This window comes from Chryseobacterium sp. CCNWLW53, from assembly GCF_037083525.1.
Taxonomy (GTDB): domain Bacteria; phylum Bacteroidota; class Bacteroidia; order Flavobacteriales; family Weeksellaceae; genus Chryseobacterium; species Chryseobacterium lathyri.
On record NZ_JBAOJR010000002.1, the window covers coordinates 103,668 to 125,489 of the forward strand.

19 protein-coding genes are annotated in these 21,822 nt (G+C 36.5%); 9 read left to right on the forward strand and 10 right to left on the reverse strand.

Features of this window, described 5'->3' with window-relative positions; all coding sequences use genetic code 11:
* Positions 1-369: 369 nt before the first annotated feature.
* A complete protein-coding gene (locus V6R96_RS05525) occupies positions 370-1,212 on the reverse strand; it encodes a hypothetical protein (protein ID WP_336378243.1) in 843 nt (280 codons plus the stop codon).
* Between the two features lie 660 nt (positions 1,213-1,872).
* Positions 1,873-2,751, reverse strand: a complete 879-nt coding sequence (locus V6R96_RS05530) for an AraC family transcriptional regulator (protein ID WP_336378244.1) — start codon at positions 2,749-2,751, stop codon at positions 1,873-1,875.
* Positions 2,752-2,956: 205 nt separating this feature from the next.
* On the opposite strand from V6R96_RS05530, the gene V6R96_RS05535 reads away from it, so the two are divergent.
* From V6R96_RS05535 to V6R96_RS05565, 7 genes are all read left to right on the forward strand, one after another.
* Positions 2,957-3,745 carry a PhzF family phenazine biosynthesis protein gene (locus V6R96_RS05535; protein WP_336378245.1) on the forward strand — a complete coding sequence of 263 codons (789 nt, stop codon included), beginning with the start codon at positions 2,957-2,959 and terminating at the stop codon, positions 3,743-3,745.
* Between the two features lie 427 nt (positions 3,746-4,172).
* Positions 4,173-5,588 (forward strand): aldehyde dehydrogenase family protein, encoded by a 1,416-nt coding sequence (locus V6R96_RS05540; RefSeq protein ID WP_336378246.1) that lies wholly within the window; start codon positions 4,173-4,175, stop codon positions 5,586-5,588.
* A gap of 54 nt (positions 5,589-5,642) precedes the next feature.
* Complete coding sequence (locus tag V6R96_RS05545; RefSeq protein WP_336378247.1) at positions 5,643-6,455, forward strand: AraC family transcriptional regulator; 813 nt, start codon at positions 5,643-5,645, stop codon at positions 6,453-6,455.
* Positions 6,456-7,109: 654 nt separating this feature from the next.
* Complete coding sequence (locus tag V6R96_RS05550; protein WP_111959631.1) at positions 7,110-7,985, forward strand: AraC family transcriptional regulator; 876 nt, start codon at positions 7,110-7,112, stop codon at positions 7,983-7,985.
* A gap of 597 nt (positions 7,986-8,582) precedes the next feature.
* Positions 8,583-9,395 (forward strand): hypothetical protein, encoded by an 813-nt coding sequence (locus V6R96_RS05555; protein WP_336378248.1) that lies wholly within the window; start codon positions 8,583-8,585, stop codon positions 9,393-9,395.
* 49 nt (positions 9,396-9,444) lie between these two features.
* A complete protein-coding gene (locus tag V6R96_RS05560) occupies positions 9,445-9,885 on the forward strand; it encodes a transposase (RefSeq protein WP_336378249.1) in 441 nt (146 codons plus the stop codon).
* An 18-nt stretch (positions 9,886-9,903) separates the two neighbouring features.
* Positions 9,904-10,260 carry a helix-turn-helix domain-containing protein gene (locus tag V6R96_RS05565; RefSeq protein ID WP_111959637.1) on the forward strand — a complete coding sequence of 119 codons (357 nt, stop codon included), beginning with the start codon at positions 9,904-9,906 and terminating at the stop codon, positions 10,258-10,260.
* Positions 10,261-10,264: 4 nt separating this feature from the next.
* Here V6R96_RS05565 and V6R96_RS05570 read toward each other — a convergent pair whose 3' ends face one another.
* From V6R96_RS05570 to V6R96_RS05595, 6 genes are all read right to left on the reverse strand, one after another.
* Positions 10,265-11,077, reverse strand: coding sequence for a helix-turn-helix domain-containing protein (locus V6R96_RS05570; protein WP_336378250.1), 813 nt, complete (start codon positions 11,075-11,077; stop codon positions 10,265-10,267).
* 391 nt (positions 11,078-11,468) lie between these two features.
* Positions 11,469-11,936 carry a cupin domain-containing protein gene (locus V6R96_RS05575; protein WP_336378251.1) on the reverse strand — a complete coding sequence of 156 codons (468 nt, stop codon included), beginning with the start codon at positions 11,934-11,936 and terminating at the stop codon, positions 11,469-11,471.
* Between the two features lie 94 nt (positions 11,937-12,030).
* The gene (locus V6R96_RS05580) at positions 12,031-12,729 is read right to left on the reverse strand and encodes a DUF1826 domain-containing protein (RefSeq protein WP_336378252.1); all 699 of its coding nucleotides are present in this window, start codon (positions 12,727-12,729) and stop codon (positions 12,031-12,033) included.
* A 95-nt stretch (positions 12,730-12,824) separates the two neighbouring features.
* A complete protein-coding gene (locus tag V6R96_RS05585) occupies positions 12,825-13,397 on the reverse strand; it encodes a Crp/Fnr family transcriptional regulator (RefSeq protein WP_223558975.1) in 573 nt (190 codons plus the stop codon).
* Positions 13,398-13,436: 39 nt separating this feature from the next.
* Positions 13,437-14,450 (reverse strand): NAD-dependent epimerase/dehydratase family protein, encoded by a 1,014-nt coding sequence (locus V6R96_RS05590; RefSeq protein ID WP_336378253.1) that lies wholly within the window; start codon positions 14,448-14,450, stop codon positions 13,437-13,439.
* A gap of 184 nt (positions 14,451-14,634) precedes the next feature.
* Positions 14,635-15,045, reverse strand: a complete 411-nt coding sequence (locus V6R96_RS05595) for a hypothetical protein (protein WP_336378254.1) — start codon at positions 15,043-15,045, stop codon at positions 14,635-14,637.
* A 234-nt stretch (positions 15,046-15,279) separates the two neighbouring features.
* Here V6R96_RS05595 and glsA point away from each other — a divergent pair, with 234 nt between their 5' ends.
* A complete protein-coding gene (gene glsA, locus V6R96_RS05600) occupies positions 15,280-16,287 on the forward strand; it encodes a glutaminase A (protein ID WP_336378255.1) in 1,008 nt (335 codons plus the stop codon).
* 30 nt (positions 16,288-16,317) lie between these two features.
* Here glsA and V6R96_RS05605 read toward each other — a convergent pair whose 3' ends face one another.
* Together V6R96_RS05605 and V6R96_RS05610 are read right to left on the reverse strand one after the other, a co-directional pair.
* A complete protein-coding gene (locus tag V6R96_RS05605; RefSeq protein ID WP_111959651.1) occupies positions 16,318-17,016 on the reverse strand; it encodes a LytTR family DNA-binding domain-containing protein in 699 nt (232 codons plus the stop codon).
* Entirely contained in the window at positions 17,016-18,680 is a 1,665-nt protein-coding gene (locus V6R96_RS05610) for a histidine kinase (RefSeq protein ID WP_336378256.1), read from the reverse strand. The genes V6R96_RS05605 and V6R96_RS05610 overlap by 1 nt, the downstream gene beginning before the upstream one ends.
* A gap of 109 nt (positions 18,681-18,789) precedes the next feature.
* Between V6R96_RS05610 and V6R96_RS05615 the strand changes: the two genes are divergently transcribed.
* Positions 18,790-21,165: an outer membrane beta-barrel family protein gene (locus V6R96_RS05615; protein ID WP_336378257.1), complete on the forward strand. Its 2,376-nt coding sequence runs from the start codon at positions 18,790-18,792 to the stop codon at positions 21,163-21,165.
* Positions 21,166-21,822 lie beyond the last annotated feature (657 nt).

A 21,822-nucleotide genomic window follows, 5' to 3' on the forward strand; every position in this document is an offset into this window, starting at 1 on the left:
AAAAGCTTATACTGCATTTATACTGCAATAAACAATACATTGATTTACAATTTGTTGATTTTTTATTTTTAAATTGAAAAAATAAACTTATTAATATCCCATAATACATTTGTTAAATTCTATATCTCCAGAAAGGTAAAGTTTTTTAGCAATCTGTAATGAAATGGGTCATATTAGAATCAGCTCACGAAAAGTAAAAAAAAGTCAGGTTAAGGATAAAATCTGCCAAGCTATTTATTTGATAGTTAAAAAACTTGTCGTACTAAAATTTCCGTTTCGTAGGCTGACCCTTTAAAAATTGCATACCAATATTTTGAACTTTTGTCAGGAAAAATAGTGATAAGCAGTATGGTTTATTTATGATATTACCTATTGTGCCTTTGCAAATACCTGGGCTGTCATTGTTCCATAACCCCAGTTAAAGTTGGGATTACCAATATTGTCCCACATATTGAAAACAATATTTGTAGAAGTGAAGCTACCTCCTCCTCCTAGTTCTATATAACCATTCAAATCATAAGTAATCGTTTTAACGGTACTAGTAGCATTTGTTTCTATCGCGATATAGGTAGCTCCTGAACTTACCATGCCTGAAGAAGCACCGCCACCAGCAGGAAGAATTGTATATTTCCGAGAACCTGCAGGATCTTCAGCTCCATTTCTCAAAAACCGTACGCCATAATACCCAAAACCACTGGCATTAGTTGGCACCACATTATATGTCCCTACTGGAACAGAATAAGTAACAATCACCCGGCAAGCACTGTGCGGAGGGATGTCAACAGTCAATGATAATCCCAAAGGCACATTATTAATAGTCGTAGTAGGTCCAAGCCCGGTCCTTCTTACAGGAGCGGTAGCCACAGTATTGTAAGTATTATGAAGTACATATTGTGCAGGTGACCATTGCTGGTAAGTTCTCCATAATGGGGAAGCAGGAGTACCATAATTTACATAGAAACCATCGCCTGTTGTGATAGTGCCTCCATTGCTGTACACCATAAGCCCTGTGGCAGGAGAGACAATGGTAGTTCCGTCTGTCTCACTTCCCAAGGAGGCTTTGGGAATCAGCACTCCTCCCTTTTTACTAGCAGTAGATTCCACATCCAATATAGCTGAAGGATCAGGGTTTGTTGTATTGATGCCTACTTGAGCAAATGACATGGTTGACAATGTTACAGTTGTCAAAAGTGTAAAGAATGTTTTTTTCATTTGTTTAATGTTTTTGTTATTAACTTATTGTTTAATAAATTTTATAAATATGAGGGAATTATGCTTTGAAATTTCTACTACAAGAGTACACCTATTATTTAAAAAAATCTATACTGCATTTATACTGCATTGTGTATTTTGCTGGTTTACAGCATGTTAAATCAATCACATTGGTCTGTAATATCAAGTTTATTTTAATTAAAGCAGTGGTATTTCACAAATTAAAAACGGCATTGGAGAATCGCAGTTATAAAGACTATTTTAAACAAAAGGAGGAAATATTAATTAAAAATAGGGGGCAAACCAAAATGGGGGAACATGTCATTTCGATATATAATTAATTTGCTTTCAACAAGTTAATTCTAATCATGTCAAAAAGTGGTTTTTTATATTTTTCTCTATGCATATTAACATACTGTATAGCTACAGCTGTTTATCCCGCTCTGAAATCAAAATCTCCGGAGGCGGATTCCTGGGAAAATACTAATCATCATTCTGAGCCAGATGCTTATCATTTAGCTTTCGCTTCTTCTTATACATTTTAAGCATTATTGGTCTTGTATTAGCCATTACCCAACTACTATAAAACAAGATCTCTATCATCCATAATCCCTTTTATAACCAAATTTGGGAGGCAGTTAATTGTAATAGAGAAAAGTTCTAAATATTCTGGAACTTTTCTGACATTTTATTTCTATAGTCAAGCGGAGTTAATTTTTCTTTTTTTCTGAATTGCCTTGAAAAGTATGATAAATCCGCAAAACCAAGATGTTCCGATATTTTGCAAATGTTCCAGTCAGTATGAACTAACAATCTTTTGGTCTCCATTAATACACGTTCCCGAATAATATCACCAGCGGTCTTTCCAGTTATATGCTTGGTAACTTCATTCAGACGATGCGGGGTTAAACCGAGCTGCTGGGCATAAAACTCAATTTTTTTTTCATTCAGATAATGGCAGTCAACCAATTCCCGGAACTTTCGAAACCTTAGACTATTTACATTGTCATAAATATAATCGTGGGTATTGATAATAATACGCTGAATCCTGTTGAGTAAAACAAAAAGTAAATGACTGATAATCATTGCTGATTTTTCAGATAATCCTATTTCATATTCCAACATTTCTATGAGGCGTTTTATCTCATTCACCCTATCATCTGTTAATTTAACGAATGGCTGTATACTACTGTTATGAAGAAAACTGAGGGAAAGAAGTTTATCCTTATTATTTGAGGTCAGCAACAAAAACTCTTCGGTAAAAGTAATACTGTAACCCTTCACATTTTTTGTCGTTGACATCTGATGAAGCTGGCCAGGTGAAATAAAAAATAAAGTATTGGGCCCAATTTCTGTTTGGTGATAATCAACCCTATTGACAGCACTGCCTGAAGTAAGCCACAGTATCTCATAAAAACTATGCTTATGAGGCCATTGTAGATCAGGAGGGCGATTAAGATCCTCAAATCTTTCAAACATGAATTCATTATCTATAGATTTCTCAGACTTAAAATCTTCAATATTATAAATTTTAAACATAGGATGTTGATCAAATAATGAGTTCGATAACTTACAATTTTTGCAAGACACCTCAAAATATTCAAATCAAAAAAGCAAAATTTTGCATTGAAATTTTTAGAAGGTTAAATACCATCGATGTTGAGCTTCATGTTTTATATAAACTCAATTGGGTTCAGGTTCAGGAAATAAATTATCTTTGTTATAGACCTAAATTTTGTCTATCATGAAGTTAGAATTATATCAAATAGATGCTTTTACAGAAGAGATCTTCCATGGGAACCCTGCCTGTGTTGTCCCATTAAAAAACTGGTTACCCAATGAGATACTCTTAAAAATAGCCAGTGAAAATGCTGTGGCAGAAACAGCTTTCTTTATTGATAATGGCGATACTATTCATCTGAGATGGTTTACCCCTGAAATAGAAATGGACCTGTGCGGGCATGCTACTCTCGCCACGGCTCATTGCTTAGTTTCTATCTTAAACCATCAGAGTAACAGAATGGTTTTTCAAACTAAAAGCGGTGAATTAACAGTCGAAGTAAAAGATGGATTTTATTATATGGATTTCCCGTCAAGAATGCCTGAAGAATCTGCTCTTCCGGATATTATCACCCAATCTCTCAATATCCAGCCTAAGGAAGTCTTCAAATCAAGAGACTATGTTCTGGTATACGAATCTGAGGAAGACATAAAAAAAATCAAAATTGAAAGATCTGTTTTTGACCTTATCAATCTGGATCCGGGAGGCGTTATTGTAACAGCAGCAGGTACTGACAGTGATTTTGTTTCAAGATATTTTACACCGCAGTCGTCTATTCTTGAAGATCCTGTAACCGGCTCTGCACACTGCTCGCTTATTCCTTTCTGGTCATCAAGATTAGGAAAAGATAAGCTTTTCGCCCGCCAGCTATCGGAAAGAGACGGCCAGCTCTATTGTGAAAACAAAAATGAAAGAGTGGTTGTGGCAGGTAAAGCCAGAACCTATTCTGTGGGACATTTATGGATAGAATAATGTTATTCTGATCAGGCTGTATAGTAACAACTCAAACATAAGGACGAGAAAGGACTTAGTCATCACTTTTAATTTGACTCAAACGAACCCGGTCTTATAAGAAGTGCTTAGATAAGCCCTATCTTGTTGGCCAAAAACAAATGGCGCCGCTTTTAGATAAGCGGCGCCATTTTTAATAGTAATCAAATTAGGCCCGGTTAACGGTCTTACAGGGTTGTCAGAGGCATTAGATTAGGGAAACGTAAATGTAACATATGAATTAGAATGAACTTACAATGACCATTGTTTTTAGAACCAATGTATTGGAGGCAAGATAATCCTTATCTCTGCTTTTATGGCCTGAGCTTTTTTACAAAGTTAATTTGAGCTTTTCTACAAAGTTCAAGTTAAGTCATCATTCTAAATTTGTATCATTAAAGTCAACAAAATGAAAATAGTAAATAAAATTTACATCAACGGTATGTTTGTTACTCCACACGGGGCAGAAATTTTTGATGTGATCAATCCATCTAATAATCAAAAGATCGGAGAAGTCACATTAGCTGATGAAATAGATGCGAAAAATGCAATCGCAGCGGCAAAAGTTGCGTTCAAAAGCTTTTCTAAATCTACAGTTGCTACACGCATTGATTATTTGAGAAAATTAAGAACTGCAGTCGAAAAAAGACAACAGGATTTTATTGATATCATGATTGAAGAATATGGTGGTACACGCCAATTCGTTACGATGAGCAGTAAGCATACCGGAGCCTGGTTCGACAGTATGATAGAAGTGCTTCAGACGTACAAATTTGAAGAAAGCATCAATTCTTCATTCGTGAAATTACAACCTGTTGGTGTAGTCGGAATCATTACACCCTGGAATTCCAGCAACAGCTCCATCTGCAGCAAAGTTGCTACAGCGATTGCAGCAGGATGTACCGTTGTAATCAAACCTAGCGAGATGAGCAGTCTGCAGACTCAGGTTTTGATGGAAGCATTTCATGATGCCGGCATGCCGGAGGGGATCATCAACTTCGTGACGGGCCTGGGAAATGTGGTTGGCACAGAATTGACCAATAACCCGGACGTTTCTAAAATTTCATTCACAGGTTCTACAGCAGTCGGGAAACTAATTGCAAAAATTGCTGTCGATACAATGAAACGTGTCACTTTGGAATTGGGTGGAAAGTCTCCGAACATTATTCTTGAGGATGCAGATTTGGAAAAAACCATTCCAATGGCAGTTTATGGAGCTTATATGAACAGTGGGCAAGCTTGTATTGCACCGACAAGACTTTTGGTACCTGCAAATAAACTGGATAAAGTAAATGCCATTGCAAAAGCTACTGTTGACAAAATCATTGTTAATTTACCTCAGAATGAGGATACTCATATTGGCCCGATGGTCAGTGTGAAACAGTTTGACAGAGTTCAAAGTTATATTAAATTAGGTTTGGAAGAAGGCGCTGTATTACTTGCCGGCGGCGAAGGAAAACCTGAAGGACTAGAAGAGGGAAACTTTGTAAAAGCTACAATTTTCACCAACGTCAACAATAAAATGAGAATCGCTCAGGAAGAGATTTTTGGTCCGGTTTTATCCATCATCCCTTATAAAACAGAAGATGAAGCAATTGAAATTGCAAATGATTCACCTTACGGATTGGCTGCTTATATTAGTTCAGCAGATCCAGAAAGAGCAATGCGTGTTGCTTCTCAAATTGATGCTGGAAGAATTTGTATCAATGGTTTCAATCATGATCCATTGGTTCCTTTTGGTGGTTTTAAACAATCAGGAATCGGAAGAGAATACGGTACCTATGGTTTGGAAGCTTACCTTGAACCAAAAGCAATTCTGAAATAATAATTTGTAAATTTGATAAAGCATTACGCAATAGTAATGCTTTTATTTTTCGATATGAACAACAGATTACAAACTAAGGATATTGTTTATTCCTGTTATCACAAACTGAATAGGAAAGGCGAAAATTTTGTTCCGAAACATACTCTTTCGTATCAGATTTCGGGTAGTTTTATGTTGTCAGATAGTAATGGCACTTATGCTGCAAATCCAGGAGATTTTAATCTTATCAGAAAAAATCAGTTAGTAAAGTTTGTTAAAATTCCACCTGAAAACGGTGTTTTTGAAAGTATGAATATCTATTTGAATGATGAGGATTTAATAAACTTTTCGAAAGAATATAATCTTCATACTGAACATGCGGTTACGGCAAAGTCTCTTATTCCTATCGAAGTCAATGCTGTACTTCAGAATTTTATGATCTCTTTACAGACACTTCTGGAAAGTAACCTGAAAAATCAGTCTCTGATTGACCTGAAAATAAAAGAACTTCTTTTAATTTTATTGCAAGCCCAGCCTGAACTGAAAAATATCCTTTTTGATTTTTCCGAACCTTTTAAAATTGATCTGGAAGCCTTTATGAATCAAAACTATAGATACAATGTTAATCTCAAACGTTTTGCTTATCTCACAGGAAGAAGTCTTGCTACGTTTAAACGTGATTTTGAAAAAATATTTCAGGCTTCACCGCATAAATGGATTCTGCAAAAACGTCTGAATGAAGCTCATTTTTTGATAAAAGAAGAGGGCAAATCTGCGTCTGATATTTTTGTTGATCTGGGTTTTGAGGACCTTTCACATTTTTCTTATACATTTAAAAAACAGTTTGGGTACAGTCCTACAAAAATTGAGAGAGGTATTAGTACTTAAACTCCTTATTTTTTTTCTGATGTTATTGATAATATTCAATTGTTTTGCATTATAATTTCTATGATTCACCTCACTATTGATCGGAAGTAAAGATTCAATTTTCTTACCGGCTCGTTGGCTAGTTGATATTTTCTAGATTGCAAAGATAGTGACTGAAATCTTGATACTTATGAAGTTTTCCTCGAACGACAAATCAGTTGAATTTGTCCCCAGTTAAGTAGGCAAATAAAGATCATAAGGGGGAAAATGTATCTTAATTTCCTGCCAATTAGAGAAACATATTAACTTTTTAAATATTTAAAGAGAAAATTTTATTTCTTCAATTCGCATATTTACCTTTTTTATACGTTTTTTTATCGAAATGATTTCATTTTGAGGAATTATTTTTGTAGCAGTACTCAAAAAGAGTTGTATAGGTTTAAAATAATTGAGGACTTAAGAGATTCTAGATATTTTTTTATCATTTGTGTTTAAACTGCATCGGTATAGGTGCAGTTTTTTTTGAATACACATTGTAGTTGTGGCAGGAATTTTTATTACAAATATTCCTTCATAATACATTAGTTTGGCAGGTATCCGATTAAGTTTTTAAATATGAATATAAAAAACTGTAATATACCAGCATTAATCATTTCTTTAAATAAAATATGAATTATGGAAGAATTTCTAATCGAGCCCTTTCTCAATGCTGATAATGGTGTTTCTTATATCAACACTAAAAGCATATCGGAGTTGCTATTACTACGGTCTTCCGAGCTATTCCAGCCACATAGAACGGAATTTAATGTCATCTATCTTTTCGACGAAGGCGAGGGGAAGCATACCATAGATTTTACTACCATTGATATAGAACAAAAGTATATGCTTTTTGTTACTCAAAATCAAGTGACTCAATTTCATGAGCCTGCCAATTACAAGGGGAGGGTGTTAATTTTTACTGAAGACTTTTTTTGTACAAATAATTTATGCCAGACCCAGTTTTTTGGACAATCAGATTTATTTAATGATCCATTAAATTTACCGTATTTTGATGTAAGGGAAAGATTTGATGAGATTTCCGCCTTATTCAGCTTTATAAATGATGAGCTTAAGAGACCCTATCATGAAGCTCAGTCTGCTATTTTAAATAATTACTTATTCAATATCCTTTTAATTGCAGAAAACTTATCAGAGTATAAAGATAGAAAGCTCGATGTTTCCAAGAACAAGCTGTTACTGTCAAAATTCAAGTCTATGGTTAATAAAAATATCCACCAAAGGCATACATTAGAATTTTATGTTGAAAATTTAAATGTGAGTTTGCGAACACTTCAAATTGCTTTTCTAGAGGAAGAAAAACAAACCCCAAAACAATGGCTGATCAACAGGATGATTCTGGAAATCAAAAGAAATCTCTGTTACCAGGATAAAAGTATAAGTGAAATCGCCTATAAGCTGGGCTTTAAAGAGGTAACCAATTTTATTAAGTTTTTTAAATCTAAAACAGACTTAACTCCATCTCAATTTAGATCCCTTTCAGTAAAAAAATAATTCCTTTATAAGCTTAATATGGTCAGATCATAAGGCTTGATTTCTTAAACGAATTAGATTTTAATGAAGTAAAAACCACACCTTTTATTATATTAGGTGTGGTAACAACACAAATGATGAAAAAAAAAAATTATTTCTAAAAAGCCAAATCAGCCAGCCAAAGCTTAAGCTGAATTATATTTTTTCATGAATACAAATTAAAATCTTTTTTATCCAAAACTATTGATATATAAGCGCATAAAAATGATCAAATTAATTAGTTGGATGGTGATATTCTGAAAAAGGATAGCTATTATATTTTAGCAAGACAAAACGGCAAAGTTTGGACTCCTTATTCAAGGCTTATAGTTTTTAAACGATAATTGCTTCAGAGGAATAATCTTCTTATTCCTTTATCCATAGCAATAACAACGTCATTATTACTTTAAAAAGATGTAGCTGTTTTCGGAAATTTCATCAATTAGATTTCCGAAAATGGGTAGATATTCGTTTGTATGCCTGTGATTTTGTGTTGACTTTTACATTGTTAATGCTAGAGCATTTTTTAGGCTCTGTGAGCATTAATAACTAGTAATTTTTACAAATCTAATATATATCATGAAAAAAAACTCATTATTAGCATTCACTGTAGGCATAACATCAGTATTTTATGCACAGGTGGGGGTGAATACCGCAAATCCTTCTGCAACGATGGATATTGTAGGAAATCCAACTATAACTACTTCAATTGATGGACTGTTACCTCCAAGAATTACAGGAGATCAATTAAAAGCAAAAGATTCTGTGTACGGTAATGTTCAAAATGGAGCTATAGTGTATGTTACAACGCCCGTTGGGACGCCAACACCCAAAACAGTGCAAGTCACAGCATCAGGCTATTACTATTATGATGCTCCTAACAATGTCTGGGCAGCCTTGAATGGTAATAAAGAGGCAGGCGGAACGGGAACGACACTTTTTGCAAGTAAAAATGGTGCTTGGTCGTTAATAAATTTAGGTATTTCCGGGACAAGCTGGAATAAAATAAGCCTTACATCAACAGACACTAAAACAGGAGTTTCTACGCTTCTCAACAATGGAGTTTATACAGCTCCGAAAACAGGACTTTATGATGTGAAGTATGAGGTTCAGCTGGCGGGTGGTGTTGATTTAAGTGTGTTAGGGGGTAAAAGGTTAGGTATCCTGAAAAATGGCAATACTGTATTTGAGCAGAAAATTATTGATGCTGTCCGTGTATCTATTCTTAGTGTCACACTTGCTTCGGTACCTGTTACTTCCACTACTCTTGAAGCTATTGTTCCGCTGAACGCTGGTGAGACAATCACATTTGCTGTTGAAACTGGAAACGTTAATTTATCATTACTCACCGATAGTAAAGTGTCAGTATCTGTATATAAAGTTTCTGACTAGTATCCATCGTTGAACTTAAAAGACTTTGCCTGATGATTGGCAATAGGGCATGAATTATAAGAAAATACATATCGGGAAATTAATTGATTTAAAAGTCATGGAATCAGGACTTAAAACAGGCCATATCTGCAGGTTTTTCAAATGTGAAATGAACGAAATCAACAAAATGTATGAAGCTGAAACCTTGGATGCAGAGATCCTTCTCAGCTGGTGCAAGCTTTTAAAATACGATTTTTTCAGGGTTTACACTCAGCACCTGATATTATATTCTCCTAAAGCAAAGGCTCGTCTCAGCAGTGAAGATGACGAGGTGAAAAAGCCAGCAAGGACAGAATTGCATAAAAATCTGTATACAGTGGAAATAATAGCATTTATCATGGAGAAGATTTCTTCCGGAGAAATGACAAAATTACAAATTATAAATAGGTACGGAATCCCAAAGACAACCCTGTATAAATGGATATCTAAATATGAAAGTACAGAAGCTTAAATCAATAAAGATAATGATATGGAGAAGAATCTTACGCCAAACTATAAGCTGATCTTTTTAGATATACTTGAACAAAAATTTCCGGACAGGAAAGATGTCTGTATGCCGATTTTAAGTAAAAATGAGCTATCTCAATTCGATATAATTGAGCTGAATCAAAAAATTTTTGGAGGTATTGATAAAGACACATTCACTTTGAATCAAAAACACAAAGCATATAATAAACACAGTATTTCAAAGATTTTAAATTACCAAATTAAAAACGATTTAAGTAATATGCGAACTGCTTCAATCTTTAAATTAAGCAGGAATACGATAACCAAGTGGAAAAAAAAATATACCCACTTGATTTCAGTTACTGAAAGCTGCAATTAGTTTATTATTCGGAAACCGATTTATCATATTTATTTTCAAAGTATAAGGATGGAGGGAGGCCTGTAATTTCTTTAAAAGTTTTGGTGAACGAAGAAGCGGTGGCAAAGCCGGTAACTTCTGCAAGATAGCTTATCTTATATTTTTTATAAGAAATATCACTGTCCATCTTGCCGATTATATAATTTATCCTGAGAGTATTAATATAAGTCTTAAAGCTGTCAGATTTATATTTTTTAATAATTGCAGATAAATATTTTACATTCGTTCCAAACTCTGTAGCAAGATTGCCAAGGGTAACCCCCTTTTTTGTAAACATGTTATTATCTTCAAAATTATTTAGCTTTTCCAGGATCAACAGTTCGGTACTGCTACTAATTGAATTTGGTAATTTGGCATCGGGTATTTCTGTGGGGCTTATTTCTGTGCTTTTTTCAGGCAAATAAATGTCTGAATTGTTATTTGTATTTGGTTTTATTCTGATGAATATGATTAAACCGATAATTATCGTTATTGAAGCGGCTAAGCATAAAATCAAAATTTTAATCTGTGTTGGATTCCCAATTGGCCTGAGGCATCCTTTGCAATCCTTAACCATTAAATTGAGCTCCTTCATCTTTTGGCTGCATATGCAAGCTATATCACTTCCTTCCGTTTTTGATTTATTGCTCCCTAACACTAGAAACATAGGGTTAACAGTAAATATCTTTAAAAATTCTTGAAGCTTTGGATGTGACCATGATTTTGCTTGGTTATTTACATGTGTACAATTGTAAATTTCAGAAGAGACATTTAAATTTTTTTTCTTTTCAACCTCCATTGTACAGGAAATGAAGATATAAGATATGAGATAAAAAACGGAACTCATAATGATTGTGGGAATACCTATCAATATATTTTTTTTAAAACGATGTTATCATGAAAACACAATAATATGGCAAATAATCTCGCGTCAGTTATCAATTTCCGAAAAAAAATGATAATTATTTTCAATAAAGAAAACCTTTTGCCTTCAGGCGAGAAGCGAAGATAAAATGGAATAAGAGATGATCCGGAGATACAAAAAATGTTAATCATATCATACTTAATAAATACCAATTCTCTAACTGATCAAAAGCAGCATCCTTTCAACAGGAGCTCTGTGAACGCAAGGCAAAACCTTTCCAATATTTTACGGCTTAGTTGAGATGGATGTTAAGCTTTATTCTTTATTAAGGATTATTAGTCGTAATAACAAACATAACCAAAGGTTCATCTCCGATGTTTTCAATAGAATGATAGCCTATGGAACTGATGGCTGTAATATCTCCTTTTTGAAGTATTTTTTTTCGCTCCGGTCCCTGAGTTCCGGTTCTTTCACGATACTCTCCGGCTCCATGCACAACAATATATAGTTCTTCTTCATTTTTTTCATTGTGGGTATGAAACCCGGATTCATCACCTGTATTTAATAGAACCATATAAGCACCCAGACGATTATTGGCCAGCTCATTCTGATCAAACATTTGGATCATGTATACAGTTCCGTTTCCGCCATACATTTTTTCACGTTTATCTATGCGTATAATGCTTCGCTCTTCCTTTTCAAAGGCCATTACATAAAGGTGGATGTATTTTGAAACCTCCTGTATAACGTGATCGAATTCCGCTCCTTCAGATAATATAACTGTATCAGCCATGTGAGTTAGATATTGATTTAAAATAATGTACATCAATTTACCAAAAATTATACAGCAATGCAAGCAAAACAGCTTTTATTGAAAAATCAACCATTTAGCAAATCAGCAACAGCCTATACTCACCATCCCTTTCAACAGGAGCCCTATGAATACAAGGCAGGACTTGCTGCCCCGGATGATCTACTGCCAATTTCCAAAGATGTCCTGATCCTAAATTTATGGGTTGGGCATTGGATTTGGGCTGGTAATGCAGATCGAAGAAACAGTCTTTCAGGAACATTTCGAATTCTGCTTCCGGACCGTCATGTAATTCTTTAAGCTTTTCCCGGATTTCCGGAATCAGGATTTTTTGTGTAGCCTGATCATTAGGTAAGATATCACTTGCAGCACCATGGTAGGTACATAAAAAAGTTTGGGTACCAACAGGGGAGCGGTCCACATGATACGAATATACATCGGTTGAAATAAAATCGAACTCCTCATCTCGCTCGTAACTTTTGAGTAAATTAAGGGAAGGGGAGGCTCCGAAATCAGTTAATTGCTTTAAATCACTCAAGATAATTTCCCTCGCAGCATTCCCTTCTTCTGATAGCTGCAGTGCTAAAAGATCTTCAATAGAAACTTCCGTAATATTCTCTTTTAATTGAAGTTGAGACACAATTTCTTTAAAATCACCGTCTAAATTTCTGTTCAAGCAAACTGCATTCATCGCTCCCTGAAAATTGGCATTTATAAGCTCAGAAAAAGTAGAAACTACTCCAATTTGATTGTGGTCAGAAAATTTTAGATTCATAATAAGTTGCTTAATGTTCTGCAAAAATAAGGATTAGGCTATAAGATAATGAAGACCAATACCAGATATTATTTGGATTTTATGAGGAGATTATTTTATATCAGTTTCCTGCGGATACGGCTCAGGCTTTCAGGCTTCATTCCCAGGAAAGAAGCAATATAGGTAATAGGCACATTATGCAGGATTCCCGGATAATTTTCAATAAGTTTCCTGTAGCGTTTTTCTCCGGAAAGAGTGGCAAGCTCAGTGGATCGGGTTTCATTATAGACAATAGATTTTTGAAAAACTTCTATGCTGAAATCTTTCATAGCTTCACTTTTTGAAGTTAAAGAATCAAGATCCGTCCTGGTGATTCGTAGGAGCTCACATTCAGTGATGCATTCAACATTTTCATTAGATTTTGTTGCATTTATGAAATTAAAATAAGAGGTAAAAAATCCCGGAGGACAATTGATATGCGTTGTTACCTCATCTCCATTTTCGTTATAATGGAACAGGCGTAGATAGCCTGATATGATATAATAAAGGTATTCCGGTACTTTTCCCGCTTCTTCAATAATACGGTTTTTAGGAAAAAGTACCGGTTCAAAATATTGAAAAATTAAATCCTTATCCATTTGGGAAAGAGGATGTCCGGACTGGATAAAATCAATTAATTTCTGCTGCATCGTACCTTACAAATGGTTATAAATTCAAATTTACAATAACTATTTCAATAGCTCTTTATGCTCCATTAAATAAAGTAGTGCTTCCTTTACTGCCTGTTCCGGACTTTTGGGGTTGAATCCCAATTCTTTTCTGGATTTTGTAATGTCAAAATCTTGCTGCAAACCCGAAAACATCGCAATATCCTTGCGGGTAAGAACAGGTGGCTTTTTCTGTATTTTAGCAGTAAGCTCCATAATTCCGGCAATAATAAATAAAATAGCTTTAGGCACTGAACCGGGAATTTTGATCTTTAGCTCAGGAAATAATGTATTGGCTAAGATAGTAGTGTCTGTAATGGTCATACACTTCTCATTGGCAAGGATATAGCGCTCTCCATTCCTGCCGTTCTGTGCAGCCAGATAGCAGCCTTCCGCTACATCTTTTACATCAATCCAGTTCAGGGTTATTTTAGTATCTACCGGGATTTCTTTATTGAGAATGAGCTTTAAAACTCCATAAGAAACATTCAATGGTAAAAAAGCCTCACTTCCGATCATTGCTGAAGGCATCACGGATACTATTTCTATTCCCAGTTTTCTGGCCAGTTCAAATGCCAGCTTTTCGCCGTCATTTTTAGAATTGTAATACATATCCCTGCGGTCAGGATTGTAGCCGTAACTTTCTTTGGTAGGGAGTTTTGTATAATCTAATGCCGCTATAGAACTTACATAAACAATACGTTTTACGCCTGCTTCTGCTGCAGCTTCAATCGTATTTTTTGTTCCCTGAATATTCACATCATAAATTTCTGTTTTAGGATCCTGTGCCCACAGCTTGAAAGATGCTCCCACTGCATAGAATGTTTCCACTCCCTGTAAAGCTTTTATAAAAGACGGTTTGTCGGTGATATCTGCCTGTACCACCTCGCAGTCCAATCCTGTAAATGGTGCTTTATTATTAATATTTCTTACGCTGGCTCTTACAGGAACTCCTTTATTGATCAGGAATCTTACCAGATTATTTCCTAAATGTCCGTTGGCCCCGGAAACTAAAGCCAAATTTTTCTGTATCATAATTGCTTATTTTAATGACACAAAGTTCCTGCAACTGTTTGCCAATGCACTTGACTTTTGTTAGATAATGACGGTTTCTGCGATAAAAATATAAAGCCATCTCAATAATGAGACAGCTTCATCTGTTTTGTATATGATGTCATTAAATGAATAGCTGACAGCTTAATACCATGAGCCAATTGTTTTATCCTGCTTTGCACATAGCATCCCAGGTTGTCCAGAAATGGGCATTAATAGCTCCGGGAGCAGGGTTGGTGCTGTCAGCAACAATACCTACCATAGAAGCGCAGTTCGAATTGCAGCCTATTTCATTGTAACTTCCTGCCTGAGGCGGAATTTGGCGCCATGTACCGGTAGAACCGCTTAATAATTCCACTTTAATTTCAAAAATACCCGAAAGATTTGGGGTCTGAATTTGTTTCGTCGGAGCTTCACTGGAAATCGAATCGCTCCAGTTACCCTGTGAGAATGTAACGCGCCATGTGGAAATCATTTTGGATGTATTGTTTTGAGGTGAAAGGTAAACCCAGAATTGTGCGCCTCCACCCAATTGAAGCTGGCCGGCAGAGTTGGCATTGATGTTTGTAGTGTCCATATTGAATTTATTTTGTAGGTTATTTTTTTATTAACTGTTCTGTATTCCAAAGTAACAAAGAAGAATACAGCTGTTTTATAGTACAAATAACCAATTATGGCTTTGGGTAGAAATACTTAGGTTAGGAAAACAAAACTGAGAACTATATTTTCCTGTAGATTTGCTGGCAGAGGGGGAAATGCTTTATCTTTGTTTTTAAAGGTTGATGATAAGTTGTTGGCCGAAAATACCTTTATGAATAATAGTTTTTTACTTTCTGCAAAAAGAATCTGTATTGCAGCTTTTCTTTCCTTAAACACAGTGATGTATGCCCAGAAAGCAGATATTTCCACAATTTCGGAAAAAACCTTAAACAGCATCCTGGAAAAAAACAGAAACTATTATACGGAGGGGAAAGTGGCTGATTACATTCCTGAACTAGGTAAAATGGATGCCAGAGCAATCGCTTTTTCAGTGGTCGGTAAAAACGGTAAAATCTTTAATACTGGCGATGTTCACAAGAAATTTAGCATGCAGAGTATCTCCAAAATCATTGCATTGATGATTGCTGTCAATGAGAAAGGGGAGGCAAATGTTTTTGATAAAATGGGGTATTTTGGAACAGATAAACCTTTCAATCACTTTTCCAACCTTGAAACGATGGGCAAACCATTGAATCCGATGATGAATGCGGGAGCTATTCTTACCACTTCACTAATTTCAGGAGAAGGTGAAAAACCGTTTCTTAAAATTTTGGATCTGGTAAGATATATAACCAAAAATAATACAATTGATTACAATACATCCGTTTACGAATCCGAAAAATCTACAGGCCACCGTAACCGTGGCATGTTTTACCTGATGAAAAACAACGGACTGATCTCAGGAAATGAAGATCAGCTGGACAATTATTTCAAACAATGTTCTATTGAGCTTACGGCTGAAGATTTGGCTAAAATTGGATATTTCTTTGCCAATGAATGTGTTCGTTTTGACGGAGATACCAAGTATAAAAATGCAGAAATGTCGAAACTGATCCAATCTCAGATGCTCATAGCCGGGATGTACGAATTCAGTGGAGAATATGCCAGAACAGTAGGCGTACCTAGCAAATCCGGTGTTGGAGGCGGAATTGCCGTGAGCGTTCCCGGGAAAATGGGAATTGGTGTTTTCAGTCCCGCTTTAGATCAGCATGGAAATTCCTCGGCCGGTTATCACATGATTTTAGACCTGGTGAAACAGTATGATCTGAGTCTGTTTTAAGAATAGGTCTTCACATGTCGAATTCAGACATCAGACCATTTTATTTTTCAAATCTTTATACTTCGAACGTCCTACAGGCAATACTTCACCTGTTTTAAGCAAGGCTCCATACCGTGTACCGGGATTGATGATAATTTTTTCGATCTGCTGAAAATTAACAAGATAAGACTTATGAATACGTTCAAACCTCTCAGGAAGAAGTTGCTGCAAATATTCAAGGGATTTATCATGAAGCTCATTCTGTCCGTTACTGAGATGCAGCTCAGTATAAATTCCGGCCCCTTTGATGTAGATCACCTCAGAAATATTGATCAGACGAACCTGTCCGGCTCTTTTTACAGCGAGGTATTTAATGCCTTCATCCGGTTTTATGGCAGGGCTGACGAATCTTGTTAAAGCCTTAAAAAGTCTGTCCTGGTCAAAGGGTTTGGGAACAAAATCAAGAACCCCGTACGCGAAAGCGGTAATCGCCTTATCTGTATTGGCAGAAACAATTATGGTATGAAAAGAAGCGGCTACCATATGTTCCAATAGCTCAAAACCATTATCCCCATTGAGATTAAGATCGAGTAGGAGCAGATCGGGAATTCGGGTTGAAACCTGATCAAGTCCCTTTTGCAGGGAATCACAGATAATGATCTCATGGGGTCTGTCCGTAAAGAATTCGGACGTCATACGCTGCAAACGACGGGCAATTCTGGCCTCATCCTCTATAATTACTATATTCATCACCTTACAATTTGAATGGTAGACATCCAGCCGGTTTCCGTAGAGCCCGATTCGAGTTTCCAGTTTTGGCCATAACTTTCAGTCAGTCTTGCTTTGATATACTTAAAGCCGTTTCCGCCCGCACGGTCTGTCATGATTGGCCGGTTCTTCGCGATAGTTTCAAAAGTATATTGGTGAGCCTCTTTTGATAAAGAATAATGGAGTACAAATTGAATTGTATTTCCGGACAGTGGCTCGCTGTGTGTAATACCATTCTCCAGTAAGGTATGAATGATTGCCGGAGGTATCAGCTGTGTTTCATCGATTCCTTTTTGTTCCCAGATATAATTTATTTCCTTCCGAAAACCCATAACTGACAGGTGTTGGCGGCATAACTCCAGTTCTTTCGTAACAGGGATCAGGGTCTGTTCAGAGATCTCGTTCATAATATCAAATTCTGTGGCCAATGCCTGGATAAAGCGGGCTCCGTCCTTGGGGGATTCTTCTACCCAGTCCATCATCGAAGTCAGCGTATTTCTTAAAAAGTGAGGCTGAATATTTTTTTTAAGCAATTCCAGTTGCAGCCTCGACGAAAGTAAAACAGCATTCTGATGCTCTGCCTCAATGACACTGGTACGGATAGAGTGCAGATAAAGCATAGAGAGTACAATGATAGTAAAACTAATGAACAACCCATAATCATAAACCACAAGCCTGTTGACCAATGCACTTGCCAAAAGAGCAGTCAGAGCAATAAAACCCCCTTTTTCCTTTTGAAGAATGCCATTCAGAACCACAATGAAGGCAGTTATCAGCATGGCCAGGCTGTAGAGCCGGGCAGTCAGGTCATAATGCCCGTAATTGAACCAATAAAGTCCAAGCAGTGTCAGCAGCAGGGCGAGCATCAGCCATTTCCCATACCTGAAGTTAAACTGAATAATAAAATACCAAGGAACCAGCAGCGCATTGGTAAACGTCAGCCATCCGATGATTTCAAGACGTAAGAAGAACTCAGAATAGGGGAGTTTCACATGGAATTTCAGATATTCCATGATCAGTAAAGTGAAAAAAAGAAGGCATATGGTCGCAAATATAAGGATGTCTTTCTGTTTTCTTTTGCTGTTCAGATAGAGGAAGAAATAATAAACGGCAGCGATCAGAAAAGCTCCGGCCATCAGGTTCATATAGGCCGTTGTGACCAGTGGGTATGTCAGTAATGTTTCGTAATTGTTGATTGTGAATCCAATACTCCGCTGGACATCAGGATACAGGGATTGGGAGCTGCGCATGGCAATCGTATGAAGACCGGGCGAAATCAGATGATTCGGAATCCTGTAATAACTGCATTCAGTTCCCGGTATTTCCGGATTTCCATTTTTCGGAAGCTGTCCGTTTCTGCCGATCAGTACACCATCCCAGTACACTTCAAAAGCACCGAAAGAATTGATCTGAAGACCGAGAGGTATCAGCTCGTTTTCCACCGGACGTAGATCAACATGGGTACGTGACCAGAATATTTTATCCGAAGTATTACCCCTGGTCTCAGACCAGTCTTTATCATTATAATTTTTACTTATCCAGGCCATATTGTCTCCGGTTTTATAAACCGGTACCGGATCTTCATTGCGGATAACAGGTATAGCCAGCAGGTCAAGCAGCGTTAATAAAAATATTAAATAATACATAATGTAAATATACAAGCTAATTTGAAAAATCAGATGTCGTTTGAAAGCTTGTGGAGCTGTTCAGATGTTTCTTCTGTGAATGGCTGTTTCTGCGATTTAAATTTACATCATGAAACAAGTAGCCATCATTTTTTTTATCATCCTGTCTGTTCAGTATTCATTTGCACAGAAAGGTCAGATTACTGGAGTTATTCAGGAAAAACAGGATATACCCATATCTTATGTAACGGTAACATTAAAGGATAACGGAGATCGGGCGATTGCCGCCGGTATTTCGGATGCCAAAGGAATATTCAGGCTGGAAAGCATTACGGCTGGAAACTATACCATCAGTTATGCTCTTGCGGGTTTTCAGACGATCAGCAGGCCTGTGGAGGTTAAGACTGATGAGGCAGTCAATGTGGGAACGGTCATTTTGGAGCCTGATACAAAACTGTTACAGGAAGTGTCTGTAACAGGACAGCGTTCATCGGTCAGTTTAAAACTGGACAAAAAAGTCTTTGAAGTAGGTAAGGATGTCCTCTCGCAGTCAGGTGCGGTGACGGATCTTCTCAACGTTGTTCCTTCTGTTAGTGTGAGTCCGGGTGGAGAAATCAGTTTACGGGGGAATTCTAATGTATTGGTATTAATTGACGGCCGCCGGACCGGACTGACTCAGAGCAATGCTTTGGAACAGGTGCCCGCCGATCAGGTAGAGCGCGTGGAGGTGATCACCAATCCTTCTTCCAGATTCGATGCAGCCGGTTCTGCGGGGATTATCAATATCATACTTAAAAAGAATAAAAAGGCAGGGTTCAATGGTCAGCTGCGTCTGGTAGGCGGCATACCCAACGAAACCCGTATCAGCCCCAGCCTGAATTATAAATCAAATAAACTCAATCTGTTTGCTACCTACGGTATTCGGTTCTCAGATTATGTAGGTCTGTATACAATGAAACAGTCTACGGGACTTTCAGGAACACGGGTAGATCTGGACCAGAGACAGGATGAGAACCGGCATGATGATGCCAAATTACTTTATTTTGGGGCCGATTTTAAGATCAATGATCATAATACCATTACCGCAGCTTTCATGAGGAATTCAACCCACGATCACGACAAGACCCAGCTTAATTATTTATATTCAAATAAAAACGGAATTATCGACAGCAGTCTCACCAGAAAGGGCGAATCATGGGAAAGGCGCAGCTATAACCAGCTCGAATTCAATTATACCAAAAACTTTGCTAAAGCAGGAAAGAAGCTGACTGTAGATATGCAGTATGACTTCTGGGATAGTGACAAAGACTGGAACTTATCAACCCGCAAAATATTTCCAGCTGCTGTAGATTTACCAATGATCAGGACAGGTTCAATGGGTGAGAGCAAGGATTTTATGATTAAAACAGATATGGTGCAGCCACTGGACAGTACTTCCACTTTGGAATTCGGTTTGAAGTTAGAAGACCGGAGAGTAAACACCGACTTTATCGCGGAACAGCAGAATTCAGCGGGCTGGGAGATCATTGATCAGATTGATAATCATTTGTTATATAAAGAATTGATTGGAAGTGCTTACGTACAGTTTTCCGGAAAGACCGGAGCTTTAAGTTATCAGGCAGGTTTACGTGGCGAGCTTACCCATATCGGTATCGAAGACCGTGCGGGCACCTATACCAATGAGAAAAATTATAACCGTCTGTTTCCAACATTAAATGTAAGCTATCGTTTCAATGAGCGAACAACTTTACAGGGAAGCTACAGCAAAAGAATCAACAGACCAAGGCTGGGCATGATTTATCCTTTTAATGAACTGACTGATCTAAGCAGCCGTTATGTGGGAAATCCGGATCTTAATCCATCTTATGCCAATGTTTTTGAAATCGCTTTTCTTAAAAACTGGAAGACGCTTACCTTTAATCCATCCTTCTATTATCAGCGAAATACCGGAGTAATGGAAGATTATACGTTCCGGAATGCGGAGGGGCTGTTTATTACAATGCCGGTTAATATAAAAAGGGAAACCCGTCACGGTTTTGAGCTGTCAGTGCTTTATAATCCTGTCAAATGGCTGCAGGTTAATACAGAGCTTAATCTGTTTCATTATGCAGAACAGGGCAGTTATAAAGATCAAAGCTTCGATTATTCCGGGAATACCTTAACCGCCCGCGTAAGTGCCCAGCTGAAACTGAAGAACAAACTTGCTTTTCAAACGCTTTATAATTTCAGAGGAGCCAATGCTACTGCCCAGACTCATACAGATGCACTTCACAGTATTGATGTTGGACTCAGCAAGACTTTTTTAAAAGACAAAGCAACGCTTATGTTTGATATAAGCAACCTGTTTGGATTACGAAAGTCAAACAGCAGAACTGTAGGGGCAGATTACGAAATCAGCCAGACCAGTATTCCTAATGCTGCCCGCTATCGTTTAACGCTGGTTTACAGATTCAACCAAAAAGATAATCAGACGGTACGGCAAGCTAAAAGTGGCAACAGAGATTAAATTTTAGATAATTTATTGGCATTTTAATAAAACAATAATTTCTGCCTGATCTGCAAAATCTGCGAGTGCATTTTTTGATTTAAATTTGATCTTTCGTCTTCTGTGACGAAAAAAATACTAACAGATGACAGATGAAATATTAATGGATGATATAATTTTGTCAATCAAATAATAAGGACTTTTTTATAATCTTCTTATTATCATAACGTTGCTTTCCGGTAACGTTATTTTTTTTGCGAAAATCTTATGAAATTTTGTTATTATTTTTTCAAAATTCTGAATTTACCGATTCTTTTTACCGGATCAGCAAACTACAGATTATGTAGATTTCATACGCTTTTATAGGTGTGTTATATTTTTGTAATATAGAAAAATAATTCCCTTATTTTTGATTTATTTTATTTTTTATTTCTATATTTGCTTTAAATTATCAATTATAAACCTTTATAATTGAAGCTTATAGGTTGTGCTGTCTCATTTTTCGATAATAGAAATATAATCTATATTTTTTAATGGTATTTAAATTAATAATAATTAATTATTAATAATTAATTATTAAATTTTATTTATGATTAGAAATGTAATATAAATTTATTATTTTTATTCCCTAATAATTGATAAATGCTCTTTATGCCGAAAGGTTGCGAGTTGTGTTAT

Bases quoted from the DNA above. Each gene is read 5' to 3' on its own strand.
- glsA (WP_336378255.1), top strand. From the start codon at position 15,280: ATGAATAATAGTTTTTTACTTTCTGCAAAAAGAATCTGTATTGCAGCT.
- V6R96_RS05605 (WP_111959651.1), bottom strand. From the start codon at position 17,016: ATGAATATAGTAATTATAGAGGATGAGGCCAGAATTGCCCGTCGTTTG.
- V6R96_RS05615 (WP_336378257.1), top strand. From the start codon at position 18,790: ATGAAACAAGTAGCCATCATTTTTTTTATCATCCTGTCTGTTCAGTAT.
- V6R96_RS05595 (WP_336378254.1), bottom strand. From the start codon at position 15,045: ATGGACACTACAAACATCAATGCCAACTCTGCCGGCCAGCTTCAATTG.
- V6R96_RS05550 (WP_111959631.1), top strand. From the start codon at position 7,110: ATGGAAGAATTTCTAATCGAGCCCTTTCTCAATGCTGATAATGGTGTT.
- V6R96_RS05545 (WP_336378247.1), top strand. From the start codon at position 5,643: ATGAACAACAGATTACAAACTAAGGATATTGTTTATTCCTGTTATCAC.
- V6R96_RS05555 (WP_336378248.1), top strand. From the start codon at position 8,583: ATGAAAAAAAACTCATTATTAGCATTCACTGTAGGCATAACATCAGTA.
- V6R96_RS05590 (WP_336378253.1), bottom strand. From the start codon at position 14,450: ATGATACAGAAAAATTTGGCTTTAGTTTCCGGGGCCAACGGACATTTA.
- V6R96_RS05535 (WP_336378245.1), top strand. From the start codon at position 2,957: ATGAAGTTAGAATTATATCAAATAGATGCTTTTACAGAAGAGATCTTC.
- V6R96_RS05575 (WP_336378251.1), bottom strand. From the start codon at position 11,936: ATGGCTGATACAGTTATATTATCTGAAGGAGCGGAATTCGATCACGTT.
- V6R96_RS05570 (WP_336378250.1), bottom strand. From the start codon at position 11,077: ATGGAGGTTGAAAAGAAAAAAAATTTAAATGTCTCTTCTGAAATTTAC.
- V6R96_RS05565 (WP_111959637.1), top strand. From the start codon at position 9,904: ATGGAGAAGAATCTTACGCCAAACTATAAGCTGATCTTTTTAGATATA.
- V6R96_RS05580 (WP_336378252.1), bottom strand. From the start codon at position 12,729: ATGAATCTAAAATTTTCTGACCACAATCAAATTGGAGTAGTTTCTACT.
- V6R96_RS05585 (WP_223558975.1), bottom strand. From the start codon at position 13,397: ATGCAGCAGAAATTAATTGATTTTATCCAGTCCGGACATCCTCTTTCC.
- V6R96_RS05525 (WP_336378243.1), bottom strand. From the start codon at position 1,212: ATGAAAAAAACATTCTTTACACTTTTGACAACTGTAACATTGTCAACC.
- V6R96_RS05540 (WP_336378246.1), top strand. From the start codon at position 4,173: ATGAAAATAGTAAATAAAATTTACATCAACGGTATGTTTGTTACTCCA.
- V6R96_RS05530 (WP_336378244.1), bottom strand. From the start codon at position 2,751: ATGTTTAAAATTTATAATATTGAAGATTTTAAGTCTGAGAAATCTATA.
- V6R96_RS05560 (WP_336378249.1), top strand. From the start codon at position 9,445: ATGAATTATAAGAAAATACATATCGGGAAATTAATTGATTTAAAAGTC.
- V6R96_RS05610 (WP_336378256.1), bottom strand. From the start codon at position 18,680: ATGTATTATTTAATATTTTTATTAACGCTGCTTGACCTGCTGGCTATA.